At 71.0% G+C, this 12209-nt stretch carries 12 protein-coding genes; 8 read left to right on the top strand and 4 right to left on the bottom strand.

What is annotated here, in order from left to right; all coding sequences use genetic code 11:
- Positions 1–59: 59 nt before the first annotated feature.
- Together RNB18_RS23630 and RNB18_RS23625 are read right to left on the bottom strand one after the other, a co-directional pair.
- Positions 60–632: a hypothetical protein gene (locus tag RNB18_RS23630; protein WP_311716106.1), complete on the bottom strand. Its 573-nt coding sequence runs from the start codon at positions 630–632 to the stop codon at positions 60–62.
- 675 nt (positions 633–1307) lie between these two features.
- Entirely contained in the window at positions 1308–1511 is a 204-nt protein-coding gene (locus RNB18_RS23625; RefSeq protein WP_020120296.1) for a cold-shock protein, read from the bottom strand.
- 324 nt (positions 1512–1835) lie between these two features.
- Between RNB18_RS23625 and RNB18_RS23620 the strand changes: the two genes are divergently transcribed.
- The 3 genes from RNB18_RS23620 (at position 1836) to RNB18_RS23610 (ending at position 4431) form a co-directional block, all read left to right on the top strand.
- The gene (locus RNB18_RS23620) at positions 1836–3047 is read left to right on the top strand and encodes a PP2C family protein-serine/threonine phosphatase (protein ID WP_311716105.1); all 1212 of its coding nucleotides are present in this window, start codon (positions 1836–1838) and stop codon (positions 3045–3047) included.
- A 161-nt stretch (positions 3048–3208) separates the two neighbouring features.
- Positions 3209–3505 (top strand): STAS domain-containing protein, encoded by a 297-nt coding sequence (locus RNB18_RS23615; RefSeq protein ID WP_311716104.1) that lies wholly within the window; start codon positions 3209–3211, stop codon positions 3503–3505.
- On the top strand, positions 3502–4431 hold the full coding sequence (locus RNB18_RS23610) for a sensor histidine kinase (protein WP_311716103.1): 930 nt from the start codon (positions 3502–3504) through the stop codon (positions 4429–4431). Before RNB18_RS23615 ends, RNB18_RS23610 begins: the two co-directional genes overlap by 4 nt.
- A 36-nt stretch (positions 4432–4467) precedes the next feature.
- On the opposite strand, the gene RNB18_RS23605 is transcribed toward RNB18_RS23610, so the two are convergent.
- A complete protein-coding gene (locus RNB18_RS23605) occupies positions 4468–5181 on the bottom strand; it encodes a TetR/AcrR family transcriptional regulator (RefSeq protein WP_311716102.1) in 714 nt (237 codons plus the stop codon).
- Between the two features lie 98 nt (positions 5182–5279).
- Here RNB18_RS23605 and RNB18_RS23600 point away from each other — a divergent pair, with 98 nt between their 5' ends.
- The 4 genes from RNB18_RS23600 to RNB18_RS23585 are packed head-to-tail and all read left to right on the top strand — an operon-like array spanning position 5280 to position 8672.
- Positions 5280–6215, top strand: a complete 936-nt coding sequence (locus tag RNB18_RS23600) for an NADP-dependent oxidoreductase (RefSeq protein ID WP_311716101.1) — start codon at positions 5280–5282, stop codon at positions 6213–6215.
- A 26-nt stretch (positions 6216–6241) separates the two neighbouring features.
- Positions 6242–6922: an SDR family NAD(P)-dependent oxidoreductase gene (locus RNB18_RS23595; RefSeq protein WP_311716100.1), complete on the top strand. Its 681-nt coding sequence runs from the start codon at positions 6242–6244 to the stop codon at positions 6920–6922.
- Between the two features lie 55 nt (positions 6923–6977).
- Complete coding sequence (locus RNB18_RS23590; RefSeq protein WP_311716099.1) at positions 6978–7616, top strand: NAD(P)-dependent oxidoreductase; 639 nt, start codon at positions 6978–6980, stop codon at positions 7614–7616.
- 15 nt (positions 7617–7631) lie between these two features.
- On the top strand, positions 7632–8672 hold the full coding sequence (locus tag RNB18_RS23585) for an LLM class flavin-dependent oxidoreductase (protein ID WP_311716098.1): 1041 nt from the start codon (positions 7632–7634) through the stop codon (positions 8670–8672).
- Between the two features lie 22 nt (positions 8673–8694).
- On the opposite strand, the gene RNB18_RS23580 is transcribed toward RNB18_RS23585, so the two are convergent.
- Entirely contained in the window at positions 8695–9987 is a 1293-nt protein-coding gene (locus RNB18_RS23580; protein ID WP_311716097.1) for a cellulase-like family protein, read from the bottom strand.
- Between the two features lie 159 nt (positions 9988–10146).
- Between RNB18_RS23580 and RNB18_RS23575 the strand changes: the two genes are divergently transcribed.
- A complete protein-coding gene (locus RNB18_RS23575; protein WP_311716096.1) occupies positions 10147–12195 on the top strand; it encodes a glycoside hydrolase family 2 protein in 2049 nt (682 codons plus the stop codon).
- Positions 12196–12209 lie beyond the last annotated feature (14 nt).

Raw genomic sequence — 12209 nt, 5'->3', positions numbered from 1 at the left:
GACTCCTGAGCCGCGGCCGTCACTGCCGAAGCCACAGCCCAGGAGCGTGTTGAGGACCGTCAGACCGAGGAGCCCGTGCCTGCCGTGGCCGTCGACGCCGGTTCCTGCCCCGTCACGGGAAACAGCAGTGCCGTGGCGACCCTCGCGTGCAGGGCGTCCAACGTCCGGATCTGCTGCCCCGCCCTGCGCAGCAACTCCTCCAGCCGGTCGGCGTCCAGACGTGAGTCCTGCGCCGACGCGGCGAGCAGCCCGCGCCACAGCGAGGCCTTGCCCTGCGCCCCCAGCCGCAGCGTTTCGAGCTCGACCAGCAGCGCGAGCCCGGAGCGGCGCAGCAGACGGCCGTTGGGCTTCATCCGCCCGGCCTTCTCGCCCAGCCACGCTCCGTACGTCTTGTAGCGCCTGACGGGGACGTCGAGGTCGGCAAGGAGACGTACCAGTGCCTGCCGGTCCTGCGAGATCTCCTTGCGCAGGCTCTCCAGGGTCTCGCCGTAGGCCGACCCGCGGTGCTCCTGAGCCATCCGGCGGGCGAGCTCGACACCCGCCGTCGCACCGGCCAGGTGGTCATTGAGATAGATCACCAGCCGCTTCTGCCGCGTCGGACCCTCGTGCGAGGTGCGTGCCGTCCTGTTCATGATTCCCCTCCGGCTGCCGGAGTCCTGTGATGGCCTCCGAGTGCCCCGGCCGGGCCGGTCAACCGCTCTGTCCGGGAAACCCCCGCGCAGACGGCGGCCGGGAGTGGAGCGTGCAGGCCGGCACGGCGGGCGCGGTCCCGGTGGCCAGTAGGGTCGTGCCGCGCACGGCGAGACTCAACAGTCCCACCGCCACCATGTGCACCTGAACCGCGCCGTGCGCCGGAGGCCGGTGCGACGGCCGCCAGGGGAGGGAACAGCAGCGGGGCCGCCATGGCGACGACCAGGTGCCGCATGACGCGCTGGGTGAACGGCTCGCCCCACACTTCGATCAGGTTTCATGTCCCACGGGCGTATGAGACTCTGCCCGCCCCGCGCGGGCCGGCGTACGACACGGTGTCGCCGTCCGTGGTGACGCAGGGCTCGCCGGGTGGACGGCGCCCCGACGGGGGTCTCCGCGAACGACGGGACCCCGGGGACGGCGGCGGGAAGGCCCGCGGGGCGCACGTCGGCCGACACGAACGGCGTGAGACGCACCCACGCCGAAAAGGGCCGGCCCGCTCGCCTTCGACGGAGAGACCGGCCGAGCGGCAGGGCGCCGACCCGTTGCCGCGCTACAGCAGGCGACAAGGCCCGGTGAACCCGAGTGGGTGTGCCGGGCCTTGCCGAACAGCGCGATCAGACGGGGCGGATGTTCTCCGCCTGCGGGCCCTTCTGGCCCTGGGTGACGTCGAACTCGACCTTCTGGCCTTCCTGCAGCTCGCGGAATCCCTGGGCGGCGATGTTCGAGTAGTGGGCGAAGACGTCGGGGCCTCCACCCTCCTGCTCGATGAAGCCGAAGCCCTTCTCGCTGTTGAACCACTTGACGGTGCCCTTGGCCACGACTGTCTCCTTCGAGGGAAACCGGGCCCGCACCCTGCGTGCCCGGAGGTGATCGCCCTGGTCCGGAGAGGCGCTGAAACGCAAGAACGCCCGTGATGGCGATCACGGGCGAACGGGACTTCGGAACCACGACTGCTGAGTCACGACGCTACACCCGGGGAGCGGCGGCCGCCATCAGGACGGGGCCGGTGTCGCGTACTTCGCGCCATCGGCCGCCTCCACCGCAGTCCTGACCGGACAGCCCTCGCCACCAGGCTGCGGGCCGCGTCGGGTGACGTCGCGGAGATGCGGGGAAGAAGTTGCGACAGCCGATGGGAGGTTGCTGTGGAGGGTGGAGATCTGGAACTGGGCGAGTTGCTGGCCGCTGCGGAAGCGGCCCCGCCCGGTGAGTCCGTCGACGTGGTCGCCCGCGACCTGCAGAAGCGGTTCGGTGCGCAGCGGGTGTCCTTCCTGTTCGTCGACCTCATCGGTCACCGGCTGGTACGGCTCGCCGCGACCGACGACGAGGTCCCGGACCAGGCCGAGCCGATCGACCTGCAGGGCAGTGTCTACGACAGCGTGCTGCGGAGTCAGCGCCAGCATGTGGAGCCGGCCGGCCAGGACGGACGGCGCGTCATCACGCCGGTCACCAACCGCGGCGACTGCATCGGCGTCCTGGAGGTGACCCTGCAGTCCGTGGACGACACCGTGCTGCGGCAGGTCCGCGACGCGGCACACACACTGGCCTACATCATCGTCACGGACGGGCGCTTCACCGACCTCTACCACCTGAGCCGGCGCACCACCGAGACCAGCCTGGCCGCGGAGATCCAGCACCAGCTGCTTCCCTCGGCCCCCTGCTGCGAGGCGGCCCAGTTCACCCTCGCCGCCGGGCTGGTCCCCGCCGACGACATCGGTGGCGACACGTACGACTACAGCCTCGACCGCGACACCCTGCACCTGTCCATCACCGACGCGATGGGCCACGACACGAACTCCGCACTGCTGGCCACCTTGTTGGTCGGCGCGCTGCGGCGGGCTCGCCGCAGTGGCTGCGACGCCCTCAAGCAGGCCCACCACGCCCATCAGGCCCTGCTGAGCCACAGCCGCGGGCTGGCCACCGGACAGTTGCTGTGCGTCGACCTCGAAACCGGCCTGTGCGAACTGGTCAACGCCGGCCATCCCTGGCCGCTGCGGTTGCGCGACGGCATCGTCGAAGAGGTCAAGCTCGCCGTCAACCTGCCGTTCGGTGTGGCGGCACCCGCCTCCTACCGCGTCCAGGAACTGCAACTGCGCCCGCGGGACCGCCTGATCCTCCTCACCGACGGCATGCAGGAGCGCGGTGCCGCGGCCGCCGACCTGACCTCGGTCATTCACGACACCCGCGCGCTGCACCCGCGAGAAGCCGTCCGGGCCTTGACCGGCGCGGTCCTCGATGCCTGCCACGGCAGCCTCAAGGACGACGCCACGGTCCTGGTCCTGGACTGGCACGGCGATCGCCGCCGACCGGTCGGGACCGGCCCCGGGGAGAGATCGGAGAGACAGGGCGGCTTGTAGGGGTACTCCGCCGCCCTCCGGCACGCTGTCGTCGCCTACTCTCCACCGGAAGGAGATACTGGGGAGCAAGACGGCAGGCGACCAGGGGTGACTGCGTGGACAGTTCAAGGGAGGCGGACGCGCCGACGGCATCGTCGGGCCCGCCCGGGAGCGCTCTACGCATGCTCCCGCTGAAGGACCGGCCCGGCTGGCGAGCGTCAGGCGAGATCAGCCTGCTCACCCGGCCGGCCTGGGAACAGACGCTGGATCATCTTGCCCGGAGCGACGAAGAGACGTGCCACTTGGAGCTTTCAGCCGTCACCTTCGTCGACGTCGCCGGTGTCTCCGCTTTGGCGATGACCGCCCAGGGCCTTCCGCAGGGGCGACGCATCGTGCTCGAAGAGCCGCCCGCCACCCTGCGGCGCGTTCTGGACATGTTCTGGCCGGACCTGCTTTCTGTCGAGGTGATGGGGCGATGACGGCTCCCAGCGTCGAACCGTTCGTGCACCCCGCCTTGTTCTACCGGGGCGAGCAGGAGTATCTGCACGGCACGGTGCCTTTCATCCGCGACGGCCTGAAGGCCGGGGAGCCGGTGGCGGTTGCCGTGCCGGGGCCGAACCTCGCCATGCTCAAGACCGCTCTGGGCGAGGACGTCGACCAGGTGAAGTTCCTCGACATGACCGAGGCGGGACGCAACCCGGGTCGGATCATCCCCAGGGTGCTGCGCGCCTTCGCGGACACCCATCGCCAGACGCGGGTGCGGATCATCGGTGAGCCGATCTGGGCCGGCCGCAGCGCCGTGGAGTACCCGGCATGCGTCCAGCACGAGGCACTGATCAACCCGGCGTTCCAAGGCCGGGACGTCACCATCCTGTGCCCGTACGACGCCGACCGCCTCGACGAACAGGTACTCACCGACGCGTACGCGACCCATCCCCTGATCATCTCCGGCGGCAGGGAAATGCCCAGCACCGCCTACGCCCCCGAGCGTGTGGTCGCACGCTACAACCAGCCCCTGGAGCAGCCGGCGGCGGCCGAGGAACTCGTCTTCCATGCCGACCAGTTGCCGAGCGCCCGGCACTTCGCGGTCGAACAGGCCGCGCGGTTCGGCCTTTCCGGCAGCTGCCTGGAGGACGTGGCCCTGATCGTGGCCGAGCTGACCACCAACAGCGTCGTGCACGGCGGGGGTTCCGGCGTCCTGCGGGTGTGGGCCGACGGGGGCCAAGTGGTGTGCGAGGTGCGCGACCAGGGGGACCTGGACGATCCGCTCGCCGGCCGTCGCCCGCCCGCACGGGACAAGCTCGGCGGCCGGGGCCTGCTGCTCGTGCACACCCTCGCCGACCTCGTACGCATCCACACCGGCCCCGAGGGAACAGCTGTTCGCTGTTACATCGGTCAGCACTGATCCCTTCCGTACCGGCACAGGCACCCGGCACGCGTGCTACGAGCCGATGCCACCACCCTGGGCGGTGCCCGGGCCGGTCCGTGAGAGGCGGACCATGGCGCGGTAGAGGGCGGTGGGCGCCGGTGCTTCGGGCAGCGCGGGGATCGGGGCCCCGGGGGCGGCGTACGAGCGGAGCACATGGCCGACGAGGCGGCGCCAGGTGTCGGGGGCCGCGTCGCCGGCGGCGGCGATGACGCCGGCGTTGGCCATTTGCAGGATGACGAGGTCCTCCGGGACGAAGTCCTCGCGCAGGTGGCCGCTGTCCTTGGCACGGGCGATGAGTTCGAGGAACGCGCTGTACGACTCGGCGCGCCGGGCCTCCAGCGCCCTGGCGGTGGGGAAGGTCATGGTCAGGACGTCGGCGAAGCCGCGGTCGGCGGCCTGCATGGCACAGACGGCCTGGACGTATCCGGTGAAGCCGTGCCAGGGATCGGGATCGGCGAGTGCCTCGGCGACAGCGGAGGCGTAGGCGTCCATGCGGTCGGCGAAGACCGCGTTGACGAGTTCCTCCCGGGTGGCGAAGCGGCGGGAGAGCGTGGCTTTGCCGACGCCCGCCTCGCGGGCGACCGAGGCCATGGAGACGCCGAGCCCTTCGGTGGCGTAGAGGCGGCGGGCGGCGGCCAGGATGCGGTCGCGGTTGCGCTCGGCGTCGGCGCGCAGTCCCGTGCCGGGCTGTCGGCCAGGCGTCTGGTCGGAAGGCGGGGAGGTCATGCCCCCACTCTATCCAAGTGGAACGGGTGGCCCACTTCTGCTGTACGGTGGACGGCAGAAGTGGACCGCCCGGCCCACTTAATTCAAGGGGTGCTGTCATGCGTGCTGTAACGCTGGAATCCGTCCCGTCGACCCCGGCCGTGACCGAGGTGGACACTCCTCGACCGGCGGCCGGGGAACTGTTGGTCAAGGTGGCCGCCGCCTCGTTGAACGGCATCGACATCGCTACCGCCGCCGGCTACACGCAGGCGTTCATGGAGCACCGGTTCCCACTGGTCCTCGGCCAGGATTTCGCGGGCGTCGTCGAGGCGCTCGGCGAGGGCGCGGAGGGTTTCGCCGTCGGTGACGCGGTCTTCGGTGTCGTGATGAAGCCGTTCCTGGGCGCCGGGTCGCTGGCCCAGTACGTCACCGTGCCCGCCGGACACGGCGTCGCCCGCATCCCCGCGGGCGTGACGGCGGAGGACGCGGGCGCGCTGGGCGTGGCCGGGGCGACCGCAGTGAGGAGCCTGGACGCGGTTGCCCTGGCCGAGGGCGAGACGGTGCTGATCTCGGGGGCCTCCGGCGGGGTGGGTGCACTGGCGGTGCAGCTCGCCGCCGACCGCGGCGCGAGGGTGATCGCGACCGCCCGCCCCGGCACGCAGACCGATTTCGTCACCGGGCTGACCGGCGCGGAGGTCCATGTCGTCGACTTCACCGGTGACGTGGAGGGCCAGGTCCGCGCGATCGCCCCTGACGGTGTGGACGCCGTGCTGCACCTGGCGGGCGACGGTGCGGCGCTGGCCGCTCTGCTGCGGCCGGGCGGACAGCTCGCCTCCGCCACCGGACTGACCCAGGACGACGTCAAGGGGCACGACGTCACCGTCCACACGATCATGGGCAGCCCCGACGCGCAGATCCTGACCTCCCTGGCCGAGCAGGTCGCCTCCGGTGCACTGAGGGTGCCGGTCACCGCCACCTACCCGATCGAGCAGGCCACGCAGGCGTTCGCCGCCTTCGCCGGCACTCCGGGCAAGATCGCCGTCTCCTGCTCCTGACCCCGCTCACCGGAAGAGGAACAACCATGCCCACTCTCGCCCTTGTCGGCGCCGGCTCCGGTATGGGCCTGGCCATCGCCCGCACCTTCGGCAGCCGCGGCTTCGACGTCGCCCTGATCTCCCGCACCAAGGAGAAGCTTCAGACACTGGTCGACCGGCTCGGCCAGGAAGGCATCACCGCCGCCGCGTTCCCCGCCGACGTACTGGACCGCGCCTCACTGACCGATGCGCTGGACGCGGCCAAGGCCCGTTTCGGCGGCGTCGACGTACTGGAGTATTCGCCGGCCCCGCACTCCCCGGTTCCCGGCGTCACCCTGGCCGCCCCCTCGGAGGCCACCGTGGACAACCTGCAGCCGCAGATCGAGTACGTGTTCTACGGCGCCGTCGCCGCCGCCCGTTCCGTCCTGCCCGCGATGCGGGAGGCGGGTGCCGGAACCCTGCTGTTCACCACCGGCGGTGGTTCGTTGGATCCCGTTCCCATGCTCGGCAACGTCAACGCCGCCTCGGCAGCCCTGCGCAACTGGGTCATCAACCTGGACAAGGAGCTGGCCGGCAGTGGTGTGCACGCCGCACACGTGGCGATCAACGTCTGGATCGGCGACGGCGGACCGGAGGGCTTCCCGACGGCCACACCCGAGCAGATCGCCCCCCTGTACTGGGACCTGCACGAAAGCCGCGACCGCTCCGAGGCCGTCTTCAACGCCTGACTAGCCGACCCGGCCTACCTCCACCCACTGACCCCCATGGCGAGGAAACCCTCTGATGCGTATCACCGTCTTCGGCGCGACCGGCGGCATCGGCCGCCTCGTCGTCCAGCGGCTCCTGTACGACGGCCACCAGGTCACCGCCCTGGTCCGCACCCCCGCCAAGCTCGCTCTGACCCACTCCCATCTCACGGTCGTCACCGGGCAGTTGTCCGACCGCCAAGCCGTCGAGCAGGCCGTCGGCGGCGCCGACGCGGTGATCAGCGCCCTCGGCCCCTCCCTGAAACGGTCCACGACCGGCACCCGGGTGACCGACGGAACCCGCACCATCGTGCAGGCCATGGAGGCGCAGAAGGTCACCCGCTTCATCGGTCTGGCCACACCCTCACTGGCCGATCCGCAGGACAAGCCGCACTGGAAGCACAAGGTGCTGCCCGTCGCGGCAGGGCTGATGTTCCCCAACGCACTGGCCGAACTGAAGGGCATGACCGAGGCCGTCACCACCTCGCACCTTGACTACACGATCGCCCGCATCACCAACCCCACCGACAAGCCCGCCACCGGCCGCATCCGCTCCGGCTTCCTCGGCCACGACAAGGTCGCCTCCGCCATGAGCCGCGCCGACATCGCCGCGTTCCTCGTCGCCCAGCTCACCGACGACCGCTACCGGCGGGCCATGCCCGCCATCAGCAACTGAAGCCAGGACCTCGTCATGACCTTCGAACTCGGCGTCTACTCCTTCGGCAACACCCCGCGCCTGCCCGACGGCAGCCGCGGCCCCACCGCCCAGGCCCAGCGCGATGTGCTGGAGGCCATCAAGCTCGCCGACGAGGTGGGGCTCGACTTCTTCGGGGTGGGCGAGCACCACATGCGGGCGATGCCGCTGTCCTCGCCCACCTCCGTGGTCAACGCCGCCGCGGTCACCACCCACCGGATCAAGCTCGGCACCGCGGTCACCGTCCTGTCCACCGACGACCCGATCCGGGTCTTCCAGCAGCTCGCCACCGCCGCGTCTCTCGCCCCCGGACGCGTCGAACTGGTCGCCGGACGCGGCTCGTCCACGATCACCTTCCCGCTGTTCGACCACGACGAGCACGACTACGACATGCTGTACGCCTCCAAACTCGACCTGCTGATGGCCGTCAACGCCGGTGAGAACGTCACCTGGCACGGCCCCCACCGCAGACGGCCGCTGCAGAACGTCACCGTCTTCCCCCGCCCCGAGCAGCCGCTGAAGATCTGGCTGGGCACCGGCGGCAGTCCGGACTCGGTCCGCCGCGCCGTCGAGCTCGGGCTGCCGATGTTCCTCGGCATCCTCGGCGGCACCCCCGAGCACTGGGCGCGGTACGGGCACGCCTACCGCGCCGCCTGGGCCCAGGCCGGTCACCCCGCGGAGCAGGCCGACATCGCGGTCGCCGTGCACGGATTCGTCGCCGAGTCCGACGCCCGGGCCCGGTCGGTCTACCTGGAGCACGAGCACCGCATGATGGCCGAGGGCATGGCCGAGCTGGGCCGCCCCGCCCCCTCGCGTGCCGACCGCGCCGCCACCTACGGCCCCGGCGGCATGGTCTTCGTCGGCAGCCCCGACGAGATCACCGACCGCATCCTCCACCTGCACGGGCTGCTCGGGCACAGCCGCCAGATCCTGCAGATGGACGTCGGCGGCATGCCTCAGCGCGAGTTCCTGCACGGCATCGAGCTGCTCGGCACGAAAGTGCTCCCGCGGATCCGCGCCGAGCTGGCGACATCATGAGCGATCGACCGATGGGGGGCGTTCAGGCCGCGGTGACACGGGAGTTGACCCGCCGCATCCAGTCCCGGTCGGTGTGCCACATGGGGTGGTGCGGGGCCGCGTTGGAGGTCAGGACGACGCCCTGGAAACCCGCGGCGAGGCAGCGGTCGACGACGAACTCGGCGATGTCCTTGCCGACGGCGTCCTCCTCGAAGCGCGTCAGCAGCGGGGTGTAGCCCACGACGCCTTCGCCGAGGACGGCGGGGACGGCACGGCGACGGGCGAACTCGGCGACGGAGTCGACCCACCCGGCGAGCGTGTCCCGCATGGCCTGCCGGTGCGCCGGATAGTTCTCGTAGAGCCACAGGTCCCAGCGGTCGGGGTCGACCCAGTCGTGTGCGTAGAACAGTTCGCGCGGGATTCCGGTCGCGGCCAGCCGCCAGGGCTCGTCGGGCTGGTAGTCGGCGAAGGAGGGTGCGTCGGGGCGCAGCATGGCGGCCAGTTCGGGGGTGGGCCAGGTGGCCGTCTCGGGGGCCGCTTCGGTCCCGTGGCCGAGTCCGACCGCCTCGTAGAGCGCGCCGAGCACGCCGTAGACGTAGAAGTGGAAGTGGGCGATCTGGGCCTGCTCCGGCAGGTCGTCGAGCTCGCCGGGCCAGGGCTCGCCCAGTGAGTAGGTGACGGGGACGTCGGGGTGGCGTGCCTGCAGCAGCTTCACCGCGCGTTCGAGGGGGCCGCGCAGCCGGGCGTAGTGGCCGGGGGTGCCGTCCGCCGGTACCAGGTCGCAGTTGTCGACCTCGTTGTGCACTTCGACGTAGGCGACGTGGTCGGCCAGCCCGCGCTCGGTGAGGAAGTCGAGAAGTCCGGCGAGGGCTTCGGCCACCGCCTCGGCGCGGTCCGGGCCGGGCACCTCGGCCAAGGCGCGGTGCCAGGCGTCGGTGTCGGCGAAGCTGGGGGACTGCTGGTACTCCCAGGAGGACACGATCACCTTGCAGTCGTGGCGGGCGGCGGCCTCGAACAGCTCGACGAGCCGCCGGCGGCCGTCCAGCGGGTAGCCGCCGCGCACGTCGTACCAGCGGGTGCGCTGTCCGAACTGCTCGCCCAGGCCGCGGACCTGGAGGGACTCCGGGTCGGCGACGCGTCCGGAGAACAGCAGGAAGGGCATGGCGCAGATGCGCACCGTGTTGAAGCCGCGGTCCACCGTCTCGGCGAAGGCGCGGTCGAGGTCGGCGAAGGGCTCGCCGGGTCCTGCCTGTGTGTACCAGCTGAAGTCCCACAAGGTGATGGCGAGTCGGCCCGTGGTCTCGCTCGCGCCGGCTTGCTGCTGTGCGGTGGTCATGAGGTCACCCGTCGTTCGTGTGCGGTAGGACGCCGTCGGCAACTCGACGGCACCACGCTAGCTCAATTCATTATTTATGAATAATCCTTGACGAGGGTAACGGGGTTGTCCAGGCTGTGGGGCGGACGAACACGTATGCGCATCGAGGAGCCGCCTGTCATGACCGAATCCACCCACTTGTCCCGGCGCACCGTCGTCACGGCACTCGGGGCGGCCACCGTCGTCGCCCTGCCGGCCTGGCCGCAGACGGCGCGAGCGGCAGACGGCACCGCCACGGCCGCCGCGAACGGCCCGGTTCTCGACTCCCACCCCGCCACCGAGCCGTCCGGCACCCATGTGCGCGACGTCGGCGGCACCAACGTCGTCTTCCAGTACGGCACGGTGCTTCCGGCCTTCGACGGCTGGCGCACCCACGAGCCCACCCGCGACTACCTGTCCCTGGACAAGCGGTGGCGTTTCCGCTTCGACCCCGCGGACCAGGGACTCGGCGAGACCTGGCAGTCCCCGCGCCACGACGACCGGGCCTGGGACCTCATCGACGTCCCGGCGGCCTGGGACCTGCTGAACACCCCCGGATTCGGCTCGCAGACCGCCCCCTTCGGCCAGGGCACGGCGTTCAGCGACGGCTACGCCTGGTACCGCACGACCGTCGACGTGCCCGCGTCCTGGCGTGCCCGGCACGTGCGCATCGCCTTCCTCGCCGCCGGCTACAGCGCCGAGGTCTGGCTCGACGGCAAGCACCTCGGCAAGCACGAGGGCGCCAACTCGCCCTTCGCGCTCCCGTTGGCGGGGGCGCTGCGGCCGGGAACCCGCCAGACGATCGCCGTGCGCGTCTTTCGCCGGGCGAGCTACACCGACTACACGGCCTCGACGCCGCAGCCCGTCACCGACGACCACGAGCTGCCCTACAAGCCCGTCGACTACTGGCCCTACGCGGGTCTGACCCGGTCGGCCTGGATCGAGGCGGTCCCGCAGGTCACCGTCGCCAAACTGCTCGTGGCCGCCGCGAACGGGCGCCTTACGGCACACGCGGTCGTCGAGAACCACGGCGACTCGGACTTCGACGGCCGGATCACCCTGGACCCCGGACGGGGGAGCGGCGGCCGGCCCACGGTGGTCGCGGCCCGGATCGCCGCCCGGTCGGCGGGAGTCGTACGGGTCGTGGTCCGCATCCCCGGCGCGCCCCGCTGGAGCCCGGCCGCGCCGCACACGCTCACCGCCCGCGCCACCCTGACCGCCGGGAGGTCCTCGGGCCCACGGGTGGACACGCTGTCCACCGTGTACGGCGTACGCGAACTGAGCATCGCCGACGCCCAGTTGCGCCTGAACGACAAGCCGCTGTTTCTCAAGGGCCTCAACTGGCACGAGGAGACGGCCGCGCACGGCAGGGCGATGACGTCGGCCGAGTACGACCGGGAACTGGGCCATGTGACGGCGGTGGGCGCCAACTTCATCCGCAACTGCGTCTACAACCGCCACCCCTACGTCTACGACTGGGCGGATGCGCACGGGGTGCTGGTGATGGACGACATCGACACCATGTGGCTCAACACCGCCCAGGAGAAGCTCCAGACCGAGCGCTACGGCCTCGCCCGCGCCCTGGCCCTGACCATGGCGTGGAACCAGCACAACCACCCCTCGGTGATCCTTTGGGGGCTGCAGAACGAGTCGGAGATCGACGCGGACGGCGCACCCGTCTACCGGGCCTGGCTCGCCGACCTCAAGGCGGCCGTCAAGGCGGTCGACCTCACCGCCCGCCCGGTGACCTGGGCCTCCAACACGAGCAACGACCCCGCCTTCGACCTCGCCGACGTGATCGGGTTCAACGAGTACTTCGGCTACTTCTACGGCAAGGACGCCGACCTCGGCCCCACGCTGGACGCCGTGCACGCGAAGTATCCCGGCAAGCCGATCCTGATCACCGAGAACGGCACCTGGTCCGTGGCCGGCACCCACGGCCCCGACACCACGCAGGGCACGGAGGAGTGGCAGGCGGCGAGCTTCACCGCGCACTGGGCCCAGGTGACCGCGCGCAGCGCATTCGTCGCCGGTTTCACCTACTGGGTCCTCAAGGACTACAAGGAGCGGGCCGGGTACAACCAGGACTACAACGGGATCTCCGTGATGGGCCTGCTGACGTTCGCGGAGGAGCGGCCCAAGCTGGTCTACGACGCCTTCCGGAAGGCGGCCGTGCCGGGCGGCGAGTGAGCGTCGAACAACTG

The organism is Streptomyces doebereineriae (assembly GCF_031845645.1).
Taxonomy (GTDB): Bacteria; Actinomycetota; Actinomycetes; order Streptomycetales; family Streptomycetaceae; genus Streptomyces; species Streptomyces canus.
Note: the sequence above shows the minus strand (reverse complement) of the source record. Positions and strands in the feature narration are given on the sequence as shown.